This window comes from Sphingobium sp. KCTC 72723, assembly GCF_014280435.1.
Lineage (GTDB): Bacteria > Pseudomonadota > Alphaproteobacteria > Sphingomonadales > Sphingomonadaceae > Sphingobium.
On record NZ_CP060388.1, the window covers coordinates 2,956,853 to 2,981,909 of the forward strand.

At 61.2% G+C, this 25,057-nt stretch carries 22 protein-coding genes; 8 read left to right on the top strand and 14 right to left on the bottom strand.

Features of this window, described 5'->3' with window-relative positions:
* Positions 1-3 precede the first annotated feature (3 nt).
* The 4 genes from SPBM01_RS14580 to SPBM01_RS14595 all read right to left on the bottom strand — a co-directional run bounded on the left by SPBM01_RS14580 (position 4) and on the right by SPBM01_RS14595 (position 4,634).
* Positions 4-1,302, bottom strand: coding sequence for a carbohydrate porin (locus SPBM01_RS14580; protein WP_188062338.1), 1,299 nt, complete (start codon positions 1,300-1,302; stop codon positions 4-6).
* Positions 1,299-2,195 carry a shikimate dehydrogenase gene (locus SPBM01_RS14585; RefSeq protein ID WP_188062339.1) on the bottom strand — a complete coding sequence of 299 codons (897 nt, stop codon included), beginning with the start codon at positions 2,193-2,195 and terminating at the stop codon, positions 1,299-1,301. Before SPBM01_RS14585 ends, SPBM01_RS14580 begins: the two co-directional genes overlap by 4 nt.
* A gap of 28 nt (positions 2,196-2,223) precedes the next feature.
* Positions 2,224-3,576 (bottom strand): MFS transporter, encoded by a 1,353-nt coding sequence (locus SPBM01_RS14590; RefSeq protein WP_188062340.1) that lies wholly within the window; start codon positions 3,574-3,576, stop codon positions 2,224-2,226.
* Positions 3,577-3,731: 155 nt separating this feature from the next.
* Positions 3,732-4,634: a LysR substrate-binding domain-containing protein gene (locus tag SPBM01_RS14595; protein WP_188062341.1), complete on the bottom strand. Its 903-nt coding sequence runs from the start codon at positions 4,632-4,634 to the stop codon at positions 3,732-3,734.
* A 709-nt stretch (positions 4,635-5,343) separates the two neighbouring features.
* On the opposite strand from SPBM01_RS14595, the gene SPBM01_RS14600 reads away from it, so the two are divergent.
* The 3 genes from SPBM01_RS14600 to SPBM01_RS14610 are packed head-to-tail and all read left to right on the top strand — an operon-like array spanning position 5,344 to position 7,327.
* Positions 5,344-6,459, top strand: coding sequence for a PQQ-binding-like beta-propeller repeat protein (locus SPBM01_RS14600; RefSeq protein ID WP_188062343.1), 1,116 nt, complete (start codon positions 5,344-5,346; stop codon positions 6,457-6,459).
* A 32-nt stretch (positions 6,460-6,491) separates the two neighbouring features.
* Positions 6,492-7,070, top strand: coding sequence for a PQQ-binding-like beta-propeller repeat protein (locus SPBM01_RS14605; protein ID WP_188062345.1), 579 nt, complete (start codon positions 6,492-6,494; stop codon positions 7,068-7,070).
* Positions 7,064-7,327 (top strand): c-type cytochrome, encoded by a 264-nt coding sequence (locus SPBM01_RS14610; RefSeq protein WP_188062346.1) that lies wholly within the window; start codon positions 7,064-7,066, stop codon positions 7,325-7,327. Before SPBM01_RS14605 ends, SPBM01_RS14610 begins: the two co-directional genes overlap by 7 nt.
* Before the next feature lie 219 nt (positions 7,328-7,546).
* Here SPBM01_RS14610 and SPBM01_RS14615 read toward each other — a convergent pair whose 3' ends face one another.
* From SPBM01_RS14615 to SPBM01_RS14650, 8 genes are all read right to left on the bottom strand, one after another.
* Entirely contained in the window at positions 7,547-8,656 is a 1,110-nt protein-coding gene (locus tag SPBM01_RS14615) for a Ca2+-dependent phosphoinositide-specific phospholipase C (RefSeq protein ID WP_188062348.1), read from the bottom strand.
* The gene (locus SPBM01_RS14620) at positions 8,656-11,286 is read right to left on the bottom strand and encodes a TonB-dependent receptor (RefSeq protein ID WP_188062350.1); all 2,631 of its coding nucleotides are present in this window, start codon (positions 11,284-11,286) and stop codon (positions 8,656-8,658) included. The genes SPBM01_RS14615 and SPBM01_RS14620 overlap by 1 nt, the downstream gene beginning before the upstream one ends.
* Before the next feature lie 134 nt (positions 11,287-11,420).
* Entirely contained in the window at positions 11,421-12,701 is a 1,281-nt protein-coding gene (locus tag SPBM01_RS14625) for a DEAD/DEAH box helicase (RefSeq protein WP_188065730.1), read from the bottom strand.
* A 229-nt stretch (positions 12,702-12,930) separates the two neighbouring features.
* The gene (locus SPBM01_RS14630) at positions 12,931-13,680 is read right to left on the bottom strand and encodes a DNA-binding domain-containing protein (RefSeq protein ID WP_188062352.1); all 750 of its coding nucleotides are present in this window, start codon (positions 13,678-13,680) and stop codon (positions 12,931-12,933) included.
* On the bottom strand, positions 13,677-14,516 hold the full coding sequence (locus SPBM01_RS14635) for a DUF692 domain-containing protein (protein WP_188062354.1): 840 nt from the start codon (positions 14,514-14,516) through the stop codon (positions 13,677-13,679). Before SPBM01_RS14635 ends, SPBM01_RS14630 begins: the two co-directional genes overlap by 4 nt.
* A gap of 60 nt (positions 14,517-14,576) precedes the next feature.
* Entirely contained in the window at positions 14,577-14,846 is a 270-nt protein-coding gene (locus SPBM01_RS14640) for a hypothetical protein (protein WP_188062356.1), read from the bottom strand.
* 85 nt (positions 14,847-14,931) lie between these two features.
* A complete protein-coding gene (locus SPBM01_RS14645) occupies positions 14,932-15,591 on the bottom strand; it encodes a DUF1109 domain-containing protein (RefSeq protein WP_188062357.1) in 660 nt (219 codons plus the stop codon).
* Complete coding sequence (locus SPBM01_RS14650; RefSeq protein ID WP_188062358.1) at positions 15,582-16,121, bottom strand: sigma-70 family RNA polymerase sigma factor; 540 nt, start codon at positions 16,119-16,121, stop codon at positions 15,582-15,584. Before SPBM01_RS14650 ends, SPBM01_RS14645 begins: the two co-directional genes overlap by 10 nt.
* A 208-nt stretch (positions 16,122-16,329) precedes the next feature.
* On the opposite strand from SPBM01_RS14650, the gene SPBM01_RS14655 reads away from it, so the two are divergent.
* From SPBM01_RS14655 to SPBM01_RS14665, 3 genes are all read left to right on the top strand, one after another.
* On the top strand, positions 16,330-16,596 hold the full coding sequence (locus SPBM01_RS14655) for a DUF2282 domain-containing protein (RefSeq protein WP_188062360.1): 267 nt from the start codon (positions 16,330-16,332) through the stop codon (positions 16,594-16,596).
* Positions 16,597-16,672: 76 nt separating this feature from the next.
* The gene (locus SPBM01_RS14660; RefSeq protein ID WP_188065731.1) at positions 16,673-17,179 is read left to right on the top strand and encodes a DoxX family protein; all 507 of its coding nucleotides are present in this window, start codon (positions 16,673-16,675) and stop codon (positions 17,177-17,179) included.
* A 158-nt stretch (positions 17,180-17,337) separates the two neighbouring features.
* Positions 17,338-18,600 (top strand): aminotransferase class V-fold PLP-dependent enzyme, encoded by a 1,263-nt coding sequence (locus tag SPBM01_RS14665; protein WP_188062362.1) that lies wholly within the window; start codon positions 17,338-17,340, stop codon positions 18,598-18,600.
* Between the two features lie 65 nt (positions 18,601-18,665).
* On the opposite strand, the gene SPBM01_RS14670 is transcribed toward SPBM01_RS14665, so the two are convergent.
* Positions 18,666-19,727 carry a tyrosine-protein phosphatase gene (locus tag SPBM01_RS14670; RefSeq protein WP_188062363.1) on the bottom strand — a complete coding sequence of 354 codons (1,062 nt, stop codon included), beginning with the start codon at positions 19,725-19,727 and terminating at the stop codon, positions 18,666-18,668.
* 14 nt (positions 19,728-19,741) lie between these two features.
* The gene (locus SPBM01_RS14675; protein WP_188062364.1) at positions 19,742-22,306 is read right to left on the bottom strand and encodes a TonB-dependent receptor; all 2,565 of its coding nucleotides are present in this window, start codon (positions 22,304-22,306) and stop codon (positions 19,742-19,744) included.
* A 333-nt stretch (positions 22,307-22,639) separates the two neighbouring features.
* On the opposite strand from SPBM01_RS14675, the gene SPBM01_RS14680 reads away from it, so the two are divergent.
* Both SPBM01_RS14680 and SPBM01_RS14685 read left to right on the top strand, forming a co-directional pair.
* A complete protein-coding gene (locus SPBM01_RS14680; RefSeq protein ID WP_262504183.1) occupies positions 22,640-23,668 on the top strand; it encodes a TetR/AcrR family transcriptional regulator in 1,029 nt (342 codons plus the stop codon).
* 47 nt (positions 23,669-23,715) lie between these two features.
* Complete coding sequence (locus SPBM01_RS14685) at positions 23,716-25,056, top strand: MFS transporter (RefSeq protein WP_188062367.1); 1,341 nt, start codon at positions 23,716-23,718, stop codon at positions 25,054-25,056.
* Position 25,057 lies beyond the last annotated feature (1 nt).

A 25,057-nucleotide genomic window follows, 5' to 3' on the forward strand; every position in this document is an offset into this window, starting at 1 on the left:
CGCCTACAGTATGACCTTGATCGTCGCGCCCGCCACCAGCGCGTCGGGATAAATGTTGGTCGCCCCGACACGGTGGACATATTGCAGGTTTGGCCGCACCAACAATTGGCGGCTTGCCTGCCAGCCGTAGAATATTTCTCCGCTGACCTCATAGGTCTGGGCTGCGATATTCTGGCCCAACCACGCCTGATCGCGCTGACGGTCGGTGATGTGCGGATTGACTCTTGCATAGACGAGACCGAGGCCGAAATTGTCGCGCGGGCGATCGTCCCACAGACCGCGCGCGACGAAACCGCCGCTGACGAAGGTGCGCACCCTTGCGGTATGGTGATCCGATAATGTGAACGTACCGAACAGACTGAGGCCCCTTTCGCCCGGTCCGAAACGGATGATCATCTTTTCCGCCATAGTCCAGGCGCTCCATCGTTCCTGACGCATCGCCGGAGCGAGGCCGGACAGGGCATAGCTGTCGCCATTCACATCATCGCGTACATCGGCGCGGTTCGTCGTGTCGATCAGCCCCCCGATACGGAACAGGCCGGGCAATCCGTCTGGCTGCTGTCCCGTTTTCCAACCCAGTTCCACCGGCAGGACGAAACTGTCGAAGCGCGGGGCGATCTTCCATCCCGCACCGGTTTGAGCGCGAAAGGCATTCACTTCGAACCCTGCAACCGTGAAGGTCAGATTCGGCGTGATATTCTGCCGGACGCGCAGGCCCCAGCGCGGGATCGGAAAGCCTGAAAAGCCGCTATTGTAGAAAAGCGTGGTGGGCCGTGGGCAGAAGGCGAAATTCTGAAACTGACAGCCGCTAGGCAAGGTCGCGAAGTCATCGCCCGTATGATAAAGGCCGAATTTCAGCGCGGTTCTGCCACCGTTTAGCTTCTGTTCGTAGCTCAGTTCCGCCGGTCGCAGATCCTGCCCGCCACCGAATAATTCCTGCACCTCGAACAGGTTGCCGAGGCGCGTTGCGGTCAGATCCTCCCCCTTGCGGTGGATGATCGTGGCGATCAGCTTACCACCGTTCAGGCCGAACGCCTTGCCGGTGTCGATCGCGGCGGAGGCGAGCAATTGTTGGGTATAGGCCGCGCCGCCATCGCGCCCGCCGGTGATGGACGTTGTGCTTTCAGAGACATAGGAGAAGGTCAGGTCGATGCCCTTGTCACGCAACTGCGCGCGCCAACCAGGTTTGTCCGTTGCGACGGGCGGCGGCGGCGTCTGGGGACCGGCGGGCGGCCCTTGCAATTGCGTCGCGTCCGCGACGGGTAGCGCAACGACGATGGCGGGCGGCGCGTCGGCGATCATGCGGTGACCTTTGCGTCGCAGGCGCGGGCGAAATTGCGAAGCATCCGTGCTGCATCCGGCTCGACCCCAGTGAACAGGGCAAAGGCATGGGCCGCCTGCATGACTGCCATGCCACCGCCGTTCAAGGTCGCGCAGCCCTTCGCCGCGGCGGCCTGAAGCACCTGCGTCTCCAGCGGGAAATAGATGATGTCGGACACCCATTGATCGGGCGTCAGCAGGGCAGGATCGAAGGGCAGGCCGGGATGGCTGAGCATCCCGATCGGCGAACATTGCACGATCCCGTCTGCGCCTGGTATGGCGTCTGCGGCGGACATGGCGGTTATCACCTGTGCATCTGGGAACAGCGCGCCTAACCGATCGGCAAGCGCGGCGGAACGGTCCGGCGCGGGATCGACGATCGTCAATATCTGCGCGCCAAGGTCAAGATGGGCATAGCCCACCGCGGCCGCCGCGCCGCCCGCACCGATCAGTGCGATCTTTGAACGGCGTCGCTCCCCCAGGCCAGCCAGATAATGGGCGCGATAGCCCGACCAGTCCGTATTGTCGCCATGGCGCTTGCCGTCGCGAAACAGGATGGTGTTGACAGCGCCCAGGGCGCGAGCCGCATCGGACAGGCTGTCGAGCAGCGGGATCACGGCCTGCTTGAACGGATGGGTGACGTTGATACCGTTAAATCCCATGGCCGCCTGCATGTTAAGTAATCCAGGCAGTCCGTCGAGGTCATAGCCCATCACTTGGCCATCAAGGATGCGATAGACCATGGGCAAACCCAACGCGCGTGCTTCGCCTTCGTGCATTTCCGGGCTGCGCGATCCGGCGATACCGCTGCCGATCAGGCCGCACAGAATAGATGCGAAGGGTCGGCCCGTATCGGACACGGGTTGCTGCAACATAATGATGGTCCTTGACGGGAGAAGGGTGTCAGTCTGCCTTGGGCAAGCGGATGAGCGAGGCGCAGATCCCGGCCAGTACGACGGGCACCGCGAATATCCCGAAGATCATCGACAGCGACACTTTGGCTGCGAGGAGAAAGCCACCCAGCATCGGGCCGATGACCGCGCCGATCCTGCCCACACCCATGGCCCAGCCGATACCGGTGCCGCGCGCTTCGGGTGGATAGAGGCTGGCAGCGAGCGGATAGCAGCCGTTGAAGCCGCCCTGCACGAATACGCCGATCAGGAAGGCAGTGCCCAACGTCGCGGCGAGCGGCATTGCGACCGATCCGAAGATGGTCAGCGCAGCGGCGGCAAGCACCATATAGATCAGGATCAGGCGGCGCAGGTCGAAGCGCATGGCGACAAGGCCGATTGAGGAAGTGCCGATGAACGCGCCGACATTGTATATCGCGCCGGCATAGATGGCGTCCTTGGCCGGCAGGCCGGCTTCCACCGCGAGTTTGGGAATCCAGCTGATGACGAAATAGAGGGTCATGAAGCTGAAGGTGATCGCCAACCAGAGCAGGATGGTGCTGGCGGCGCGGCCTTCGGTCAGCAAGCCGCGAACTCCAGCATGGCGCGCTTCGCTGACATGCTGTGGGGGAAGCATATCGAGTTGCGGTTGGCCAATCGAGGCGAGCAGCCTATTGGCTTTTTGCAGCGCTCCCTTGGGTTGGCGGGTCAGCAGGAAGGCGATGGATTCGGGGAGAAGAAGCCAGACGAGCGGGATGGCGATGGCACAAAGGATGGCCGCCCCAAGCAGCATTGCCTGCCAGCCATAGGTCGGCAGATGGCTGGCGACGATGAAACCAGTGAGCGTTGCGCCGACAGGATAGCCGGCCTGGAGAAAACCGACCGCAAAAGTGCGGTGTCTTTCCGGAGCATATTCGGCGGTCAGGGCGGCCATGCTGGCCAGTACCGTGCCAATGCCGATGCCGACAATGAAGCGGCTGGCGATCAGTTCGCCAATGGATGTCGCGACGCCAGATCCGAACATCGCGGCGGTCATCATCATGAGTGAGGCGAGGATCAGTTTTCGCCGGCCGAATCGATCGGCGAGCGGGGCGATGAGCAGGCCGCCCGCGGCCATGCCCGCCAGCCCCGCGCTGAACACCACGCCCAGGCTTTCGGGGCTGACCTGCCAGTCGCTCGACAGTGCCGGGGCAATGTAAGAGAGGATGAGCACGTCCATGCCGTCGAGCATGTTAAGGATGAAACAGGTGGCAACGACCAGTATCTGCCGCGCGGTCCATTGATTATCCGATGGCTGGACCGAACCATTTTCCACGGTAACATAGGGCCGAACCGACACGGTGCCGCTGGCAGAATAGCTGGCCATCGAAGAAACGCCTTTCATCCTCTCAGGGGCAAATCATGCCCCGTCGTACGAACCAACCCGGTGTCCTGTCTGGTTCTATTCTGCGGGTAGGGCCATCATGTTGCGAACGATCCTTGCTTTCCAGCGTCCTAAACGCGCTTTCCAATGCCTTTATGTTATGGCTTGGGCCGGGGTAGACCGATCAGGACCGATCGGGCGATCTCCTCGAAGGTTTCGCCCATGATTGCGCGGGGGGATTCCAAATTGCGGTTGATATAGACCGGCAAAGTCCCCGGATCGTCAAACTCCAGAAAGCGCACGCTTTCGGCGTGGGCCTGCATGGCAGTGAAGCTGTCGACCAGCGCCACGCCCATGCCGTTCGCGACGAAGGCGACGGCGGTTTCGGCGAAGCGGATATAGGTGTCCACCTCCAGTTCCTGACCCGACCGCGCAAACATGTCGGCGATGATCCTGCCGTGCGGCGTGTCGGGGCGGAAGGATTGCAGTTGTTCGTCGGCGATATCGGCGACCTCGATCTGTGCCCGGTCGGCCAGGCGATGACTGGCGGGGACAGCGCATACCATACGCCCCGCGCCGATCCGGCTCGACAGGATATTGGGATGGTCGATCGGAAAGACTGTCAGGGCATAATCACCGCGTTGCAGCGCCAGATAGTCGGATGCCTGTTCGACCGAAAGGATATCGAACTGGATGGTGAGGCCAGGATAGTTGGCGGTCAATCGCGCCAGCATCCGTGGGACAACCGAATGGCCAAGAGAGGGCGACGCACCGACACGAAACGTCCGGTCCTCGCCTTTAGCCAGCCGTTTGATGACGTGGCTGAGATCCTCGAATCCTTTGTAGATATGCTCGATCTCATCGAACAGGACGCGTGCTTCATGGGTGGGGACGAGCCGCCCGCGCGTGCGGTCGAACAGGCGGAAATGCAGCTTGTCTTCCATATGGCCGAGCATCCGACTGAGGCCGGGTTGCGCCGTGCCCAGCATCTGCGCGGCGGCACTGACCGTTTTTGCGATCATGATGGCGCGGAATATCTCAATTTGGCGCAGGGTGAGCATGGTTCCTCCCTAGCATCCTCTGTCGGTGTCGGCCACGGTCGCGTGCGAATCAAGCCATCGACGTCGATCGCCGATTGGTACGCCTCGAAAATCTTTGGCTGTAACTCTGCCTTAGACCCCCTGTGATCACGAGCGACAATGACAGTCTGTGGATTCCCAGCTCACGATGCTTGTGCGGTGGCAGACGGGCGGCAGCGCTTTAGATCGTGGACCGGGAGGACGGCGGAGATAGGCGGCAATACGCGCGATGTTGCGTACATAATTGCGCTGCGTCTCGCGGGCTGACCGGATCAAGGCGGTTCAGCTACGATCATCGGCTGAAGGCAGACCCTAACACAAAGCCGAGGTTCGCAGACCCCCCCTATGCCTAGATTACCTCTACATTCGCGCGCGCTGTGCAAGAGCGCTTGGGAAGAGGACAGGTAATGGCAAAAGAGCATTTTCTGGGGTGGACGCTGGCGGATTTCGATCCCCCGGCACGCGGGGATCCGATCACCGGAGAACGCTATTATTCGCAACGCTGGGCGCGCGCATCCGCGACTAACATCTTTGACAGAGGCGTAAACCGCCTATGACGGGCTATCACGCAGGGATAAGCGTGTCGGGAGGATATATGCCGCGTCATCAGGCCCTGGTTGTCGTAGCTTTCGCGGCGGCCACCCTGCTCGTTTCTAGTTGTACGCCCGCGGTCCGCGATACCACTGATGCGGTGCTCAACCCCAATGACTGGACGGGGTTCGGGCGGACCGGCGGGGAACAACATTACAGCCCGCTCGACAGCATCGACAGCGGAAATGTCAGCAAGCTGGGCTTGGTCTGGTCGATGGACCTGCCGCCGCAGAACAGCGTATCCGCGCCGCTGGCAATCGACGGGATCGTCTACACCGCCACGGGCTACACCATGGTCCGCGCGATCGATGCAGTGACGGGCAAGCTGCTCTGGGAATATGACAGCAAGGCGGCCGAAGTATCGGGCCGCAAGTTGCGCCAGGGCTGGGGCATATGCGGCCTTGCCTATGGCGAGGGCAGGATCTTCGTCGGCACTCATGACGGCCGCCTGCTGGCGATCGATGCGAAGACGGGCGGGCTCGCCTGGTCGTCGCGCACGCTGTCGATCGATAATGCCAGCTTCATCAGCGGCCCGCCGCGCTATTTCGCGGGCAAAGTCATCATCGGCTTCGGCGGCGGCGACGTCAGTTCGGTGCGCGGCTATGTGACGACCTATGACGCCAAAACCGGCAAGCAACTCTGGCGCTTCCATACCGTGCCGGGCAATCCCAAGGACGGGTTCGAGAACAAGGCCGTGGAAATGGCGGCGCGGACTTGGGCCGGGGATTGGTGGAAATATGGCGGCGGCGGGACCGTGTGGAACGCGATGACCTATGACGTCAGTACGGACTCCATCATCCTGGGCGTCGGCAACGGTTCACCCTGGAATCATAAGGTGCGCAGCGAAGGCACGGGTGACAATTTGTTCCTGGCATCGGTCGTGGCGCTGGATGCCACGACCGGCACCTATAAATGGCATTATCAGGTCAATCCGGGCGAAAGCTGGGACTATAATGCCTCGATGGACATGGAGTTGGCCGACCTGACCATCGACGGGAAGCTGCGTCAGGTCCTGATGACCGCGCCCAAGAACGGCTTTTTCTACCTCATCGACCGGGTCAACGGAAAGCTGATTTCCGCCAAAGCCTTCGTCAAGGTCAGTTGGGCCAAGCGCACCGACCTGAAGACCGGCCGCCCGGTAGAAGACCCCGACGCACGCTATCCCGACGGCAAGACATTCACCATGTGGCCCGGTCCGGTCGGCGCGCACACCTAGCTGCCGATGGCGTTCAACCCCAAGGCAGGCCAGTGTACATCCCGGCGATCGAGATGGCGACCAGCTACAATGACGTCGGCATCACGAAAGCCAATTGGGTGCGGGCACCCGGCAACGCGGTGGACGGCGCGGCTATCCCTAATTTCGTCGTCAAGGACGCAGGCTCCACCAACGCTACAAGCGCGCTGGTCGCCTGGGGTCCAGTGCGCCAGCGTGCGGCTTGGAAGGTGCCGACGCCGGGGCCATGGAATGGCGGCGTGATGACGACCGCCGGCAATCTAGTCTTTCAGGGGCGGATCGACGGCCAGTTCAACGCCTATGCGGCCGACAGTGGCAAGCCGCTCTGGCGTTTTTCGGCGCAGGCGCCCGTCACTGCGCCGCCGATCAGCTACGCGGTCAATGGCACGCAATATGTGACCGTCATCACCGGCATGGGCACCAGCGGCGCGGCATTTGGCGCGCTGCTGCCGGTCAGCATAGATTATCGCACACAGGCGCGGCGCATCCTGACCTTTGCGCTCAATGGCAAGGCAACTTTGCCCAAGTTCGATGCCGTGCCGCTTACCCCAGTTTCAGACCCAACCCTGCTGTGGAAGCGCGTGGTGTGCTGACCTACGCACGGCATTGCGCCGTCTGTCACGGCGTCGATGTTATCGCAGCCGGTCATGCACCCGATCTGCGGGCATCTGCTGTGCCACTCGATCCTAAGACTTTTGCTACTGTTGTGCGTGACGGCGCGCTGGTGACTAATGGTATGCCGCGTTTCGAGGAATTTGACGATACCGAACTGGTGGCGCTGAGCCAATATATCCGGCGGAACAATGCAGATTGGCTTATCCGTACCGCTCAAAAACCCACAGGGAAATAGCGGTAGCGCAAGGTTGGATTTTGCCAGCAGTCAGGCCGAGCCGGATCGCCTGTCCGCCACTGCGTCGGACATGCTTTGCAAGAGAGGCGTATATGGAAAGCCGCCGTTAGGCATCGACGAAGCGATCAGCGGCGGAGGCAACTTAATGCGCAACTGATGTCTATCGCGAACTTGCCCCGGTGCAACTTCGCTGGCTGGACGTCGGATTCATGAGGTTGCTCAAGGGTGGAGGCTACATCCGGCAGCCAGGCGCACGGGATTGCACCGCGCCATCTTTCCATTGGGTAGTGTAACGGTGAAACCCGTCTTCAACGGATCGGGCGCGCCGGGATAATAGTCGGTGCTGATCGCCTGCGCGCCACTTGCCATCGCCGCCTCCGCCTTGGCGTAGTCATGGGCGCGGGCCTCCAGTGTATTGGCATCCGTTCGGGTGCGCACGATCATGCCCTGTTGCACCCAATGCCGGATTTTCGCTCCGTCAACCAACGGATCCTGCACGATCTGAATGACGGCCTCCGGCGCGCCATCCGGATACCAGCCGAACATCGCCCGTCCTGCAAGCGAGGGGTGGCCGACGCGATAGGCATTCGAAACGGCGTCACGCACGTCGAGCAGAATGTAGATCCGGCCACGCGCTGAATCCAGGCTGGGCCAACCCCGTGTGCGCACTGCATCCCGCAGCGTTGCCGCATTGCCACGGACCTCATCAGGCGTGATGAGCCGCCCGTCCGGTAAAACCGATCGTATCTCTCCGTCCAGGGCGTCGAGCAGCCCGATGTCGTCCAGCGGGAGTGGATTGCTGATACCCTGCCGGTTCGATACCGTGTCCGCTGCGTTAAGCGTGATCATGATCGGCAGATGATCGGGATGCGCACGCGACCAGCTGTCGACTTCCTTCAGGCATTGGACAAGCGTCACGCAGCTGCTGAGATAATCGACATCGGGAATGTGCAAGGTCTTAAAGCCAGGCTTGGCCATCGCGGTATGATCGAAACCGGTCTTTTCGCCTGCGCTGCGTGCCAGTTCCTCACCCTTGGGAAAGGCATAGCGCCCACCTTGCGGATCAGCAAAAATGTCCAGTTCAAGCTGGCATACACCCGCATCAAGCTGCTCAGTAAGGGGGATGTGATAATAATCGAGGCCATCGGCCTGTTTCGGTTCCATCGCCCGGATTTTGGCCATTACCGCGTCGGGGATCTTGGTCTTGAAGCTATTGTGCGACCCCACGACCTGAATGTCGTTCATCGCCATTGGCTTGTCTGCCGGGGCCGCCGCGCCGATCAGAGTCAGCGCGGCGGTGGCAAGGGCAGTCAGGGCAATTCTGCGCATCAGAATTCAGTCCGAATGCCGAACAGGATCGTGCGTCCATAATATTGGATCTCATTATAACGCTGCTTGATCCCGTTATAGGAATAGGCCTTCGCGCCTGCGAGGTTGATGCCCTCCAGACTCACCAGTGTCTTGGGCAAAATGCGCAAGGACAGGTTGCCGTCGAGCGATCCGAACGGAGCGACATAGGCTTCTGTCTGGGTGGTGCTGCCATTGCTCGACAGGTAACGACCGCGCCATACATAGGACAGGCGCGCCGAAACCGCTCCCTTGTCGTAGAAGCCGACGAGGTTGTAGCTGTTCTTGGACAGGCCTATCAATTGGTTGACGATAGGGCGCGCGCCGGCGGTGTAGTTGGAACGCACGGAGGTGTGGGTGTAGGATGCCTGAAAACCCAGACCATCGAACGGTTCGGGCAGGAAGGTGAAGACCTGGTTATAGGCTGCTTCGATGCCATATACCTTGGCGTCGCCGCCATTGACCTGAGTGCTGAGCAAAACCGTGCCGCGCCCCGGAATGTCGATGTTGACATTCTGTGCGGTGATGTAATCGTCCATTTTCTTGTAGAAGACCGCGCCGGTCAGCGACGCATTGGAACGAAAATACCATTCCAAAGAGCTGTCCAGCTGGGTCGCCAGAAACGGCTTTAGATCAGGGTTGCCGCCGCTGGCCGTAGGCGCGTCGGTCGACACGCTGATCTGCGGTGCCGTCTGCGTCATGTTCGGCCGGGTCAGCACGCGGCTGGCGGCAAGGCGGCCGATCAGGTTCGGCGTCAACTCGGCGCGCAGGTTGAAGCTGGGCAACCAGTTGTTGAACGTTTGCGGGAAGCTGGCTGGTGTCGGTGTCGTTCCCAGTGTCAGCGTACCGCTCGCCACCTGATCGGTATGGACATAACGCACGCCCACATTGCCGCTGATGTTGATGTCGCCCAGAGGGAAGGCATAATCGGCGCGCACATAGCCGCCGATAATCTTTTCCGTGACGACATAGGATGCCCGCCGGTCGCCCGCAGTGAGCGGCGCGTTGGCGATCGCGTCGGTGAACAGCGTGTTGTAGAAGGCACTGGTGATGGGGACTGCCCAGCTGCGCGGAATATTGCCAGACACGCCCGACAGGAAATCGTCGAACGGCAACGCTTCATATCCGCCTGGCACGACCTGCGCGATGGGCGGATTGCCCGCGATGTTCACGTTGAAATCCCGACGTCTATAGTCGCGCTTGCGCCAATGATATTCGCCGCCTGCCTGTATCTTGGTAATGAAACCGTCCAGATCGCGGTCAACGTCCAGCCGGGTATAGCTATCCCAGTCCTTACTGTTCTTGGGTGCGATGTTGAACGGATAGAAGATGTAGTTGGCGGGATTGGTCACATTCGCTGGCGGGCTGATTGTCGGTGCGACCTTATATCCGCCCGAAGCATCATAGGTGAGGGGCGCTATGATCTGCATACGGCTGCGGACGGTGCCTTGTGCATAGCTGGGGTGGAAGCTGTGCGCATAGGACCAGTTCATGTTCGCCGCGACATGCCAGTCGCCTGGGTTCCAAAGCTGCTTCAGCCCGATATTTATCAGATCATGGCGGTTGAGGCTATATTCGCGCGAGGCCATGAACCGGACATTGTTGATCGTCGCGCGCGTCACGGTATCACCTACGACCGTGAAGGAGCCAGGGACGATCGTGGTGCCCGGATCGTCTGGATAGATGTCGAGGCCAAATTCGTCATATTCGACGTCGAGGCGAGTGACGGAAACGTCCAGCGTCGTTTCCAGTTCGGGCGATGGGCGCCACTGCGCCGACACTATACCGGACAGGCGCTTGCGTTCTTCGGTTTCTACCGTCGGGCGCGTGCGAGTGGGCGTGTAATAGCTGCCGCCCAGAGTCTGAGCAAAGCGGGGGACGAGGTTCCAGCCGGTGTTGTAGAAGCGGTCGTTGCGGACAGACTTGGCCCAATATTGCGCGCCGACCAATATGCCGAACTGGTCGTCCTTCGTCTTGAAGCTGCTCAGCACCGTGGCGTTTGGCTGCACCTTCTGGGTCATCGTGGTGTAGGTGCCACGCAGGTTCAGCGTCGTCTTGGTGCCGACTTCCAACGGATGGAAGGTCTTGACGTCGATGTTCCCGCCGAGCGCGCCTTCGGTCATGTCTGCCGTGGGCGTCTTGATCACGTCGATCTGCGACACGAATTCGGCAGGCAGCATCTCAAAACGGAACTGGCGGCCTTGGGCGCCGCCATTTTCGATAAGGTCGTTGATTGCGACTGTGCGTCCGTTGACCAATGTGCTCTGAAATTGCGGGCCAAGGCCGCGGACGCTCACATACAAACCTTCACCACGGGGGCGCGTGATGGCAATGCCTGTGACCAGTTGCAGCGCTTCTGCGACATTTTGCGTCGGAAATTTGCCGATGTCCGTGGAATTGATCGAATCCACGCCATAGGCCGCCTTGCGCTTGCTTTCCGTGGCCGCAGCAAGGCTGCGCGCATAAGTGCCGGTGACGATGATTTCACCCTCCGCCGCAGCGTCTGCGGGCGCAACAGCAGTCGGTGTCGCCGACTGGGCAAATGCAGGCTGCGCCAGCGCAAAAATGGCGAGCGGAAGCGGCGCGCAAAATATGCGCGAATGACGTGACATGTGGTGATCTCCCCTGTGGCTCTGAGCCGATAGGGAGCGGTTAGAAACTTGTTATTGCAATATCGTGGCGCGTATATTGCAGAAGCAATTTTCTGAAATAATAAGCATTTCTTCTATTCCCGATGGCCGTCCGCTCAGGCGGCTTTCGCAGCGTCCCGCGCTGCGAGCTTTTCTTCTTCGGTCCAGACTTTGCGCACGCGCTCTTTTTGCGGTTTGACTTGCTTGACCGGTCCACCACCCAGCACAGGCGCGCGCTTGGTCGAATGACGCGCGACTTCGCAATGCCATTGGTGATCGGCCTGAACCGTTAGGGGCCGACCGATTTCCCGTTCCACATCATGCAACCAGGCACGCTGCTCGGCATCGCACAGTGTGATGGCAAAGCCGCTGCGCCCTGCGCGACCTGTGCGGCCGATCCTGTGGACATAGCTTTCCGGCAGGCTGGGCAGGTCATGATTGAAAACATGTGTTACCGTATCGACATCAATGCCGCGCGCGGCGATATCCGTCGCAACCAGAACCTGCACGGTCCCGGCACGGAAGGCATCCAGCGCACGTTCGCGCTGACCCTGCGACTTGTTGCCGTGCAGCGCTTCGGCAGGAATGCCCGCTTCGCTGATGAAGGCACAGACTTCGTTGGCGATATTCTTTTGCAGCGTGAAGACGACGGCCTGGCCGATTTCCGGTGTTTGCAGCAGCGCCAGCAGTGCGGCCTTCTTGTCTGCGGCGTCGAGGAACATGACGGACTGTTCGATCCGATCGACGGTGGTCGATGGCGGGGCGATTTCCACACTGGCCGGATCGTTCAGCAGGCTTTCGGCAAGCGCGGCGATGGATTTCGGCATCGTTGCCGAAAACAGCAGGGTATGGCGATCCTTCGGCAGCGTTGCGACAATGCGCTCGATCGGCTTGGCAAAGCCCATGTCGAGCATCTGGTCGGCCTCGTCCAGCACCAGCGCCTCCAGCCCGGACAAGTCGCAAAGCCCCTGGTCGATCAGATCCAGCAAGCGCCCCGGTGCTGCCACGATAATGTCTACGCCATCCCTGAGCGCATTGACCTGATGGAACTGGCTTACCCCGCCGAAGATCGTTGTCACGCGCGGCCTGAGATGGCGGCCGAAACTCTCAAAGCCAGCGGCGATCTGGGATACCAGTTCGCGCGTGGGCGCCAGCACCAGAATGCGGGCGCCACCCTTGGGTGCGGGGCGAGGATCTGCGGCAAGGCGATGCAGCAGCGGCAGCGCAAAAGCTGCGGTCTTACCCGTGCCAGTTTGTGCCATGCCCAGCATGTCGCGGCCCTGCAACAGCATGGGGATGGATTGCGCCTGGATAGGCGTGGGGCTGGCATAGCCTTCCTCGGCGAGTGCCTGTAACAAAAACGGTGCCAGAGCAAGGTCGGCGAAAGTCATGGTCATCGTCACGCGGCGCCTCCAGCGCTGAGCAAGGCTGCGCCTGATCGGGCTTAGCATAATATAGAGAGGGCGCGCTGTTAGGTGCGATGCTGCACCGCGTCAATATGGAAAGCCGGAACGGTAGCAGTTTTAGGCGCGGTTTCTCGCCCCTGCGCCTAAAACGGGTCGACTGATTTCAACTTGGGACGATCGCATGATCGTCGCCTACGCCATCAGGGCTGGCACCGAAACTCTAACATGTTGCGCCTGTGACCAGCCCGTCGCTGAACCATTGTCCCAGAAATGCTGCCGCGCGCGCCAGGCCATCGGTTTCGTCCAATGCCAGCATCTGGGTCTGGCACAGGTCTGCGAACGTGGCACCGGCGCGGATTTGCCTGATCGCGTCTCTTTCCGGCGCGTCGATGGTGCGGAAACAGGGCGTGAAGTCCTGTCGCCATACGAGCAGGGTCTGGGGGACGGGCAATTGCTGCGCGACTGGTGGCATTTCGCCTGCCGCCAGCGCGGACCAGATCGCCGCGGCATTGCTGTGGGCCGGTGCCATGGTCAGCGTGGGGGTCAGGGTCAGCACGACATGATCCCAGTTGATTTGCGCGATAGCACGAGCCGTCAGCGGAGGAGCATCGGGCGCAGTGAAGGCCTGGGCCAGCGCTTGGTCCAACCATGCGATTTCGGCGACCTCTTGATCCTGTGGATAGAGGCGCGCCAGCGTATCGGCAAAACCTGCCCCATAGGCATCAAGCGTCCAGCTCGATGGCGGGGTGGCGTCGATATGCGCTGCCGCTGCCGCCACAAACGCTTCGTCGCCGAGCCAGAGATGTACCCGCTCATATCGTTCGGTGAGGCATTCGATCAGCGCTGCACGATAATTATTCTGGTAAATCAGCAGGCCCGGTTGCGCGCTCGCCGCGAAACGGGTCGCGGCTGCATCCGATCCGTCGATCAGCCAGTGGCGAAAATCGCTCTGAAGCGTGGCGAGTGTCATGCTGCCTGCCGGTGTGCGGCGGCACCGATCGAACGGGCGATCGCCAGTTCGGTCAGCAGTTCGTTCAGCGGCGGAATGGCGTCGTCTCGCTCGATCATGGTGGCGACCGGGCCGATCCGTTCGATCGCCTGCGCATAAAGCGCCCATACCGATGGCGGCACGGGCTGGTCATGGGTGTCGATCAGCATGTCCGCACCCCGACTATGCCCGGCCAGATGCACCTGACGAACGCGGTCGGCGGGGATGCCCGCCAGATAGGCTAAAGGATCGAACCCATGATTGGCGGCGCTGACGAAGATATTGTTGACGTCCAGCAACAGGTAACAGCCGGTTCGCGCGCACATGGCGTCGATGAAGGCCCATTCGGTCATTACCGAACCGTCGAAGGCGATATAGCTGGACGGGTTTTCGATCAGCATGGGCCGCTGCAATATATCCTGCGCATGGCCGATATTGGTGCAGACGATATCGAGTGCTTCAGGCGTGCAGGGCAGGGGCAGCAGGTCGTGGGAATTGAAACTGCCATGGCGCGACCAGCTGAGATGGTCGGACACGAAAAGCGGCTCCACCGCATCGACCAGCGCCTTGAGGCGAGCAAGGTAGGCCGGGTCCAGACCGTCGGCCGATCCGATCGACATTGACACGCCATGCAGCGCGACGGGGTGGCGTTCGCGCACACGGCGCAACGTGTCGGTGGGTCGCCCGCCATCGATCATGAAATTTTCCGAAATCACTTCGACGAAATCGACCGGAACCGTGGTTTCGAGGAAGTCGCGATAATGGTCCTTGCGCAGGCCAAGGCCATAGCCGGAAAAGGGCGGATCGGTGGCTGGCATGGGGGAGCCTTCGTGCAGGAGAATGCCCGGCCGCTGAATGAGCGGCCGGGCGGGGAAGGCTTATTTGGTTTCGGTCAGGCTACCGCCCGCCGTGGTGCAGGCCTTGGCAGTCATTTCCTTGAAACCATGACCCTTGCAGACGTTCATGCCCTTGCACTCGTTCGCGGCAGTCTTGCAGTCCGAGGTGCCTTTGCAGCTGTTGACGCCATAGCAATGGACGGTCTGCGCCTTGTCCGCCTTGGCAAAGGCGACGGTCGAAACGCCAGTGGTGCCGAGCGCGAGCAGAGCGGCGGTTGCGGCGAAACTGATGCTCGATGTGATGCTGGTCATGGGATGATCTCCGAAAATGGTGCCGGGTTGGCCTCTCCAGTTCGGACGCAGGGAGCAGGGCGTTACAAAGGACGCTATTTTCTTTTCACCAGCGCAGCAGGCGCGGACCCAGCAGCGCGCCAAAACAAGCGGCAAGCCCGATGCCAAACGTGTACCATGTCAGCACGAAGATCGCCGATACTTCCGGGCAATGCAGGCAATAGAGCGTGGCGGCGCACGCGCCGGCTGCCAGTCCCGCCGCCGCCCCGGCCGCGCGTAGCCGGGTCGGTGCGAGCCGCCGGAAGGACCAGAGCAGCCCGGTGAAGATCGGCGCGGACAGGGTCAGCACCATCCATGGGCATTTCTTCCAACTGCTCCCCAGCCACATCGACAACCATTCGCCCGAAGGCACCCGCGCCATTTCCATAGCGCCGATCGCGGCAAGCAACAGGACCGGCACGGCGAGCGGCCACAACCACCGCAATCGCCCCGCATCGGGCCGGGCCAAGCGCCCGACCATCACCAGCGCGGCGACAGCGAGAGAGACAGTATAAGCCCATTTCATCCAGAAGGCAGTGCCGCGCATCGCCAGCCCCAGATCGGGGCGAATACCCAATGCCAGAATGACCGCGATCGTCGTGACGAGGGCGCCCGCGACGATGCCAACGGCGATACGGCGGCCAACGGCATGGCGTGACACTGGCGGCACGTTCCGGGCCAGAGAGCGGATGAGGTCGTCGGTTTTATGTGGGGTATTCACTGCCATTCCCCCTTGATCCGCGCCGCCAGCGCCCTCAACCCGCGATGGACCGAAACCTTTACGTCGGACTCGGTCAAGCCGTCCGTGCTGGCCGCTTCTGCCACGCTTAGCCCGTCGATGCGGGTGCGGCGTATGGCGCGCGCCTGCTTGCCGGGCAATTCCGCGAGCAGACGATCCATGTCCATATGCGCATGGGTTGCATCCTCAAAGCCTTCGGTAGCCAGAACATCCTCCAGACCCTCGATCGGGCAGGTCGCGCGCCGTGCGCGAAAATGGTCGATCATCTTGTAACGCGCGATCGCAAACAGCCATGCGGTGAAGGCACGGTCGCGGTCATAAGTGGCGCGGCGAGTGTGAACGGCAATCAGCGTTTCCTGCACAAGATCCTCGATATCATCCCCGCCATCGCACATGCGGCGGCGGTAGAAGGCGCGCAGCAACGGAACGAGCGCCGCCAATAGCGCGGCATGGGCCACGGCGTCGCCATCAAGGCCGCCGATCATCATCGTCCTGAGCTGGTCTTCACTTGCCCGCATTCACGCTCCTGATCCGTCATTCGCTATCGGGGTGGCAAAGGTTACAGCAAGGCTACAGGAAAAATCTTGCGGACGGCATTGTAACCTTTGCATCTGCCTGCCCGAATTGTCTGTCATGACCCGGCCAGTAATGCCGCCATCGGGTCGCCCGGTCACGGCATGGTCATCGCCCCGCCACCGGGACGGCGCATTTTACAGGATAAGTTCCATGACAAAGACCCATGCCACTTTGGCTGCTGCACTTGCACTCTCGATCGCTACCGGCGCCACAGCCGCCCCGACCAGCAAGTCGACCGAAAAATGCTATGGCGTATCGCTGGCGGGCAAGAATGACTGCAAGGCCGGCGCCGGCACCAGTTGCGCAGGATCTTCCAAGGTCGATTATCAGGGCGATGCCTGGAAACTGGTCAAGGCTGGTACCTGCGTCAAGACCAAGACTCCCAAGGGTTTGGGATCGCTGACGCCCAAGGCCTGAACCTGCCCCCTCACGCATCCGGCTGAAGTCCCCCGTGCCGACGCCGGATGCGCCCCTCCATGCAGAGTTGATCGCCATGCCAGCCCTTAACGTGTCCGAATTGCACAATCGCTTTGTCGACATCCTTACCCGCCTGCTGCCCCAAAGCCTGCTGCTGCTGGTTGCGCGCGTAAGTATCGCGGCGATCTTCTTCCAGTCGGGACGAACCAAGGTGGAAGGGTTGCTGACCATTACGCCTGGCACCTATGACCTGTTCAGCAGCGAATATGCGTTGCCGTTCATTGCGCCGCATATCGCGGCGCAGGCTGCGACCTATAGCGAGCATATATTCCCGATACTGCTCATCCTTGGCCTGTTCACCCGGCCTGCGGCGATTGCCTTGTTGGGCATGACTGCGGTTATTCAGATATTCGTCTATCCCGACGCCTGGCCAACGCATCTGGGCTGGACGGCGATCCTGCTGCCGCTGGTCGGTCGCGGAGGAGGCGCCTGGTCGCTGGATCATCACATACAAAAGATGCCCGGCAGTCAGGCCGCCGGGCGCAAGAGCAGGGATGAGAACCGACCCACAGGGGAAGAGTAAAGTTTCCGAAGCAAAGGGTTCGGTTTCCGCCAGCCTCATGATCGACGTGCCGCCAAACCCGCCCGAACGATAATTGCGCGCAACGCCCCCTATGACACCGATGGCGGGCAATATTATGTCTGCTTGGGCCTGAGCTTCTGATCGGTTAGGGTCGGGAAATGGATTTCACGCGCAGGCAGATGATGGCGGCAGGAGCGGCAATGCTAGTGGCGGGGCGGGTCTCAGCTGCGCTGCCGACGGTCGCAGTGGTTCGGCCCGATGATGAGGCATATTGGGCCAGCGTGGCTGCCCAATACGATGTGACGCGCGACGTCATTCAACTGGAAAATGGCAATTGGGGCATGATGGCCCGACCGGTGCTGGCCCATTATGAAATGGCGGTGCGGCGGGTCAATCGCGACACCAGCTATTATGCACGCCGCAGCCTGACGCCAGACCTGATTGCGGTTCGCGATAGGGTTGCGACGAAGATGGGCGTGGCCCCACAGGAGATCGCTTTCACCCGCAATGCGACCGAAGCGTTGAAGGCGCTTATCGTTGGTTATAACCGATTACGGCCGGGGGATGCGGTTCTTCATGCCGATCTCGACTATGACAGTATGCAGGCTTGCCTTGCGTCGCTCAAGCATAGTCGTGGCGTTGATCTGCTGTCCATCGCCTTGCCCGAACCGGCGACCTATCAGGGTTTGATCGACGCCTATGAAGCCGCGCTCAAGGCCAATCCGAAGGTCCGTCTGATTTTGCTGACGCATCTGAGCCACCGGACCGGGCTGGTGCTGCCGGTTCGGGAAATCGTGGCGATGGCCCGCGCGCGTGGCGTCGATGCGATTGTCGATGCGGCGCATAGTTGGGGCCAACTCGATTTCCGCCCGGCAGACCTGGATGCGGATTTCATCGGTTTCAATCTGCATAAATGGTGGGGCGCTCCTTTGGGCGTCGGCGTCATCTATATTCGCAAGAGCAAGATCGACCTGATCGACCCGGACAGCGCGAATAGTCCGCCCTTTGCGGCCAACAGCCAAGCGCGGGTCCACACCGGCACCGTCGATTTCGCCGCGCAGTTGACTGTCCCTGCCGCGCCGGATTTTCAGGACGGGATCGGGGATGCCGCCCGTGCCGCCCGGCTTTCTTACTTGCGCAACCTGTGGACCGAAACGCTGCGGGGTACGACGGGGCTTGAGATATTGACCCCTGCCGATCCCCGGCTGCACGGGTGCATCACGTCTTTTCGTTTTGCGGGGCGGACCAGTGTGCAGGATAATGCTGCCATCGCCAAACGACTGCTCGACGAATATCGCATCTTTTCCGTTCATCGTGACGGGCCTGCGCGGGGCGCATGTGTGCGGATTACCCCCGCACTGTTCAACAGCGTTTCTGATATTCGCGCGCTTGAAAAAGCCATTCCAAAATTGCTGGGTTAGGCCTGGTTCGACAGGGTGCCGCTCTCCACAAGGCGGCACCCCGATGATCCATCCTTAGCGCATTTTCAGTCCAGCATCGTTGCCCGCAATGTGACGATGTCTGCGTCCGTCAATCCCAGCGCTTTCTTCATAAAGCCTTCAGATCCGCCATATTGCGCATCAACATAGGTGAAGAATTGCGCCAGATGCGACGCGCCGCTCGGCGTGTAGAGCGGTTCGGCCACCGTGCGTTTCTTCTCATCCGCCGCATAATAATATTTCAGGATCGGGTTGTTGGGATAGTCGGCGGGATTGACCTTGGGCATTTCCCATTGCGGGCGGCGCAGGGCGGTGGACATGTGATAGTCCTTCAGGATCGTGTCGCGATCCACGCCCAGCATGTCGTAAAGCAGCGCCGTCGCCATGCCCGTGCGATCTTGCCCCGCCGAACAATGGTAGATTACTGCCCCTTCATTCGCCTCGATCCGGCGATAGAGCGCGCGCAATTGCGGGACGAGCATCTTTTCCATGCCCTGATAGACATTTTCGCCATTGCCCTTGCCGAAATTCGCCATCAGGGGCTTGAGCGAATAATCATTGGCAATGAATAGCGCGCCGGTGCGATCGTCGACCAGATCCGGGGCGACTTCGCGCTCTTCGATCGAGCGGAAGTCGACGACCGATCCAATGCCAAGCTGGTCGATCAGGCTGTAGTCCGCCTCGCTCAGCAATGGCATCGCACCGGACCGATATGCCTTACCCCAGCGTATGGTGCGGCCATCCTTGGTCACATAGCCGCCTATGTCGCGGAAATTGCTGCCCTGTTCCAGCGGCAGAACCCGTTCGCCGACGACGTTGACATGGCCCTTACGGTCCTTGAGCAGGACATAGCGGCGGCTGTTGGCCGGGATGGCCAGCGTCAGCTTGCCGTCCTTGCCCGCTGCCTTGATCAGGCCCGGCTCGACCTGCTGGTCGGCCTTGTCGATCATGCCATCCTGGCTGATCCAGATCGCGACCGGCACCGTTTCGCCCCGGTCTAGGGTGACGTTGGCCGCGTCGATCCGGGTCAGGGTTGCAGCCTCCCGCGCGTTCGCCGGGGTGGCGATCGACGCGGCAAGGGCCAGCGAGGTGATTAGCGTGATGCGCATCTGTCTATTCTCCGTCAAAAGCTGAAGCGCGCGCCGAACAGGTAGCGCGAACCGATTTGTTCGACCTCCGTCGGCGTTGCCGTGGTGCCTTGATAGGCGATATATTTTTCGTTGGTCAGGTTCGACAGGTCGGCAAACAGCGTCAGATTTTCGTTGATGGCATAGCGCAGCGACACATCGAGATTTTCATAGCCCTTGCGATATTCGCCGCTGCCAAAGCCGCCCAGCGTGTCGAGCCAGTTGGAACGCCATTGATAGCTGGCACGAGCCGACAGGCCATATTTTTCGTAGAAGATGGAAGCATTGGCGATCTTCTTGGACATGCCCTGAAACGCGATACCCTGCTGCGTGGGCGTGTCGAAGCTGCCGTCCAGCAGAGTGACGTTACCCTGAAAACCGAAGCCATCGAGCGCGCCGGGCAGGAAGTCGAACTGTTTGAGCAGGTTGAACTCGACGCCGTAAAGCTTGCCGCTGCGCCCATTATAGGTGCCGCTGAGCAGGTAGGCGGAGCGATCGACCCCGCCAAAGTCGTAGAAATCGCTGCCGACCGCCGCCTGATTTTGATAGAGGACATTGTCGACCCAGCGGTGGAAGGCTGCGACCGATACCATGCCGTTACCGGGCAGATAATATTCGATGCTGGCGTCCGCGCCCCAGGTATATTCGGGCTTCAATGCTGGGTTGCCGCCGCCGATCGTGCCGGGGCTGTTGGTGTCGTTGATCGACGCGCCGACGCGGATTGCGCCATAGGCCGGGCGCGACACGCCGCGTTGGCCCGCCACGCGCAGAAGCAGATTTTCGGTCGCGGCATATTTGATGTTCAGGCTGGGGAAGAAATCGGTCTTGCTGCTTTCATAGACCAGCGGCGTGGCGACACCGCTGGCGACGACGGTGCCGCGATTGTCCATCAGATAGCGTTCCATGCGCACGCCACCCACGGCGGTCAGCGCGCCGCTTTCAACCTTGCCCATGACATAGGCAGCCAGCGTCCGTTCACGCTGGGCATAACGGTCGGCGTCCGGCACGTCGAGCGCCGGATTGTAACGACCAGCCGCTGTCAACCGGTCGAGCAGGCTGAGCGCATCGTCGCGAATGGCGACATTATCGACATAGTTGAGCGTGACGCCGAGCGGGAAGCCGGTGTCCCACGGCCGGTTCGTGACATAGCTGTTGATGTTGAAAGGCTGGCCCACCGACGCGCCCAGCGCACCAAGGGCAGCAACATTGGCGGTCGAGAAATTATTGCCCGCAATGTCACGATCGGCATAGAGGCCGCCCGCCGACAGCATAAGATCGCCGATTTCCTTGGAAAGGTCGAATTTTGCGGTGTAGCTGTTGGAAACTGTTTTTTGCCGCGCGGCGATCAATATCGTGCTGCTGGCCGAAAGCGTGGCCTGGTTGAACGCCCCGTTGACGTTGACGATGGGGAAATTGGGGGCGCTATTGTCGTAGCTGAGCGACAGATTGTTCGCCCCGCTGGTGGACGACTGGATCAGCGGCAGGAAGGTGGTGTTTTCGGTGCGGCTGTAATTGAACTTGAACGAAGCTTTCAACCCGTCATCGGTGGCATAATCGCCGCCCACCGTGCCGATATAGTTGCGGTTACGATATTCGCCGAAATTGAACGTTCCGCGCAACGGCACCCCGGTCAGGCTGCCGCTGTCCTGCGTGCGGGTGCCGCCAGTCGCGCGGTCCAGCCGGAATTCATATTGGTTGCGCTGTTCATTATCGTTGAATTCGGAAAAAATCGCCTTGGCATAGATGCGCTGGCCTTCTTCCGGGCTATATTCCACGCCGCCGAACAGGCCGTTATTCCATCGTTCGATCTCATATTGGCGCACGTCGAATTCGGTCGGCCCCTTGGCATCATAGGCGCCCACTTCGCGGTTGTCGGTCAACTGCTTGCGGCGATAGTGCGATCCGCCCACGACCACGCCGAACACATCGTTGGACCATGACAGGCGCAGCGAACCCTGACGCTGTTCGCCCTTGCCCAGGTCCATGAAGCCATAGCCTGCGTCGCCCGTTACATGCAGGCCTTTACGGTCCATCGGCGAATAGGTGCGCAGGTCGATGGTGGCGACGATGGCGTCGGCCTGAAGGTCGCTGGTCAGCGATTTGTTGATGACCATTTGCGACAGCAGCACGGCGGGGATCGCGTCGAAGCGGAAGGCGCGGGTGTCGCCGCCCTCGTCCACGCCGACCATCGGGATGCCGTCGATGCTGACCGAAGTCCAGCGATTGGGCGCACCGCGCACCTGAATATAGCGTTCCTGACCCTGATCGCGCTGCACGGCGACGGCGGGCAGGCGCGACAGGGCGGCGGCAGCATTCTGGTCGGGGAAGCGGCCAACCGCATCGGCGGCGGCGACATCGGACAGATTGTTCGCCGCGCGCTTGATCGCGATCGAATCCTGCTGCGCCGACAGGATGGATCCGGTCACGACGATCGCTTCGCCTTCATCGAACGCTTCAACCGCCGCAGGCGGTGCATCCTGCGCGGCCAGTGCTGGCTGCGAAACGGCGAGGATGCCGCAAAGGGCGGTGGTGCGTAATAGCAGGCGGCCAGGCAATGTCATGATCGGTTCCCCCAATTGGTTCGCCGGTCCGCTAGAACGTTCGTATGTAACTAATATGACGTTTGGCATGGTCATGAAAATGTCTGTATGGAGCGTCAGGCATCTCGTTCGGTGAACCCGACCTTGCTATGCTGCCTGTTCTACTACCCACGTTCATACCGGAAAATCATGCCCGAAAACTTAGAAAAATCATCCTATTTCAGGCTGATAGATGCCGTTCAGGAGCAATGGGAGCTTAGTGGGCATGACCGGATTTCCGCGCGGCTATTGTCTGCTGTTGCGTCCGTTCCGGTTTCATCCATCTACCATCATTTCGGTTCTCTGGAACAGTTGTTGGCTATTTCACAGGGGCAGGCGCAGAGGCAGGCGCGCTTGTGGTGCGCCGATCGGCTGGCCCAGCTGGCCGGGATGCCCTGCGATTCGCGGGCCTTCCCCGCTTTCTTCGCTGCCTGTGTCGATGACTGGGTGACGCAGCAACGCCGCCTCGCCTTTGCATGGCGCGAAGGCCAGTTGCTGCGCACCGATAGCCCGACGGCACGCAACCAGCGGATGCAATGGCAGGAATTGTGGAGCGCCTTCTGGCAAACGGCAATGGCATGTTTCGGGCTGAAAAAAGGGGCTGGCGTCGCCCATCGCCTGTTCGAAAATGAATCCTTCCTCCACATGATCGACTGGCGACGGGCGGTGGACCGCGCCGGGTTGGACGAATTCGCACGCGGGCTTGGGGCGTGGTTGACGGGGGAGGCGGTGCCGCCATCGCCCTGGCGCGATTTCGCGCGTGCGGCGGCGCTGGACGCCATGCCCGGCATTCCCGATCATGACGACATGACCGGGCGCATCGTTACCGCAGCGGCATCGTTGATCGAACAATCCGGGCCGGGCGGGCTGACCCATCGTGCCGTTGCAGAACAGGCGGGCCTGACGCTAGGTACCGTGTCGCATAAGGTGCGGACCAAGGCGGAGTTGATGCAGCTTGGCTATGAAGCGCTGTATATCAAGGCAGTATCGCGTCTGCGCGTGCAAACGGCGGCCTTGCCATCGGGCGGCCAGTCGCTTGGCGGCATTGCCGATTTCATCGCGGCATCGTCGGGTAGTGGTGGAGTCGATGCCCTGCACCTTGCCGTCGCGCGCGATCCGGCGCTGCGGCAATTTGGTCTGCAACTGCGCTATTTGCGCGGTGAAACGTCGCGTGCCTTGTTCGGGATGCTGCTGCCCCAACGGCCGGAGCCGGGGAATCTTGAAGCAGCGCTACTGTCCGCCTTTCTGGCATCCCTGTCGCGTAACCATGTGGATTGGACGACAGAGGAATCCCGCACGCCGATCCGCATGGAAATAGAGGGTCTGACGGCACTGTTCCAATAGAACGGCTGCTTCATGAAGCTGTCATAGACGCCCTGTACCGGCGCGTCATGCGACTGGGCCATCCCCTGCGAACAGATCAGCCGTCGTCGCCCGGCACGATGCGGATCAGCCGCGCCCGACTGGCTATCTTCACGATGCCGGTGCTGCTGTTTCAGGCCATCGAAATGGCATGGCGCGCTTATCTGCCCCGTTTCCTGACGCTGGACGTCGGCATCACGCTGGGTCTGGTGGGCGCGCTGATGCTGGGCGCTCGTCTGCTGGATGCAGTTGCCGATCCGGTGCTGGGCTGGTTGAGCGACACGGTTCGCACGCCACTGGGCCTGCGCAGGCCATGGATGCTGGCAGGCGCTTTGCTCGTCCCGGCCGGCGCGTTGCTATTATTCCTTGCCCCGCCCGGCACCGCGCTGGTCCAGATCGTGGGGGCCAGCCTGCTGCTGCATCTGGGCTATTCCTGCATCATCACGCCTCATGGTGGATGGGGGCTGGAATTGTCGGACGACAGCCATCAGCGCACGCGGATCATGGGCGCGAAAGTCTGGTTCGGGTTGCTCGGTTCGCTTGGCCTGATCGCGGTCATGGCCCTGATGGAACGCAGCTTTGCTATTGCGCGCGCGGGCCAGATGGAGGTGCTGGGCTGGGTCATCGCTGTCCTTGCACCCGTCACGGTGCTGGCGGTCATCATGATGTTTCGCGAGCGCCCCGACACGGACAGGCCATCGACGGCGGTGCGCCCGCTGGCTTTGTTTGCGGCCATCCTGCGGGATCGGTCCATGCGTGCGATCCTGTTCCTCTACATGGTGACTGGCATCATCGACGCAGCGGCCGCAGGCAGTTTCCTGTTTCTGGCCGAAGACGCGCTGGGTTTGAATGGCTGGGGCGCTACGCTGCTGCTGGTCCAGCCGGTGCTGGCGCTGGCGACGCTGCCGGTCTGGAGCCGCATCAGCGCCCGGATCGGTCGGCAACGGTCGTTGATGATCGCCTATGGCTGGCAAGCTGTCACCGCGCCGTTGATTTTTTTCATCCCCGACGGCCAGCCGCTTGTCTTCGCGGCCTTTCTTGCCATGCGCGCGCTGGGTTGGGGTGTCGATTATATGTTGTTGCGGGCCATGGTCGCCGATCTGGCGGACCGACCATCGCCGCGCGCCGCTCGGCTGGGCGGCACCTATTATGGCATGAGCAGCGTGACGCTCAAACTCGCCATGGGGCTGGGCGGCGGCGGCGCGCTCTGGCTGATCGACCTGATGGTCCGCCAATCCGGCACCGGCACGAGCGATGTCGCCATCCGCCTTGCTTATGCCCTGCCGGCCATGGTCCTCGCCCCGATCGCCGTCATGCGCTTGGGCGGGCATGACAGAAATACGCAGTCTGCCTCGCTGCTTGTGGCATAGG

What these genes read in the sequence shown, in the direction of transcription:
- SPBM01_RS14580 (WP_188062338.1), bottom strand. Translation starts at nt 1,302, where the DNA reads ATGATCGCCGACGCGCCGCCCGCCATCGTCGTTGCGCTACCCGTCGCG.
- SPBM01_RS14585 (WP_188062339.1), bottom strand. Translation starts at nt 2,195, where the DNA reads ATGTTGCAGCAACCCGTGTCCGATACGGGCCGACCCTTCGCATCTATT.
- SPBM01_RS14590 (WP_188062340.1), bottom strand. Translation starts at nt 3,576, where the DNA reads ATGGCCAGCTATTCTGCCAGCGGCACCGTGTCGGTTCGGCCCTATGTT.
- SPBM01_RS14595 (WP_188062341.1), bottom strand. Translation starts at nt 4,634, where the DNA reads ATGCTCACCCTGCGCCAAATTGAGATATTCCGCGCCATCATGATCGCA.
- SPBM01_RS14615 (WP_188062348.1), bottom strand. Translation starts at nt 8,656, where the DNA reads ATGCGCAGAATTGCCCTGACTGCCCTTGCCACCGCCGCGCTGACTCTG.
- SPBM01_RS14620 (WP_188062350.1), bottom strand. Translation starts at nt 11,286, where the DNA reads ATGTCACGTCATTCGCGCATATTTTGCGCGCCGCTTCCGCTCGCCATT.
- SPBM01_RS14625 (WP_188065730.1), bottom strand. Translation starts at nt 12,701, where the DNA reads ATGACCATGACTTTCGCCGACCTTGCTCTGGCACCGTTTTTGTTACAG.
- SPBM01_RS14630 (WP_188062352.1), bottom strand. Translation starts at nt 13,680, where the DNA reads ATGACACTCGCCACGCTTCAGAGCGATTTTCGCCACTGGCTGATCGAC.
- SPBM01_RS14635 (WP_188062354.1), bottom strand. Translation starts at nt 14,516, where the DNA reads ATGCCAGCCACCGATCCGCCCTTTTCCGGCTATGGCCTTGGCCTGCGC.
- SPBM01_RS14640 (WP_188062356.1), bottom strand. Translation starts at nt 14,846, where the DNA reads ATGACCAGCATCACATCGAGCATCAGTTTCGCCGCAACCGCCGCTCTG.
- SPBM01_RS14645 (WP_188062357.1), bottom strand. Translation starts at nt 15,591, where the DNA reads ATGGCAGTGAATACCCCACATAAAACCGACGACCTCATCCGCTCTCTG.
- SPBM01_RS14650 (WP_188062358.1), bottom strand. Translation starts at nt 16,121, where the DNA reads ATGCGGGCAAGTGAAGACCAGCTCAGGACGATGATGATCGGCGGCCTT.
- SPBM01_RS14655 (WP_188062360.1), top strand. Translation starts at nt 16,330, where the DNA reads ATGACAAAGACCCATGCCACTTTGGCTGCTGCACTTGCACTCTCGATC.
- SPBM01_RS14660 (WP_188065731.1), top strand. Translation starts at nt 16,673, where the DNA reads ATGCCAGCCCTTAACGTGTCCGAATTGCACAATCGCTTTGTCGACATC.
- SPBM01_RS14665 (WP_188062362.1), top strand. Translation starts at nt 17,338, where the DNA reads ATGGATTTCACGCGCAGGCAGATGATGGCGGCAGGAGCGGCAATGCTA.
- SPBM01_RS14670 (WP_188062363.1), bottom strand. Translation starts at nt 19,727, where the DNA reads ATGCGCATCACGCTAATCACCTCGCTGGCCCTTGCCGCGTCGATCGCC.
- SPBM01_RS14675 (WP_188062364.1), bottom strand. Translation starts at nt 22,306, where the DNA reads ATGACATTGCCTGGCCGCCTGCTATTACGCACCACCGCCCTTTGCGGC.
- SPBM01_RS14685 (WP_188062367.1), top strand. Translation starts at nt 23,716, where the DNA reads ATGCGACTGGGCCATCCCCTGCGAACAGATCAGCCGTCGTCGCCCGGC.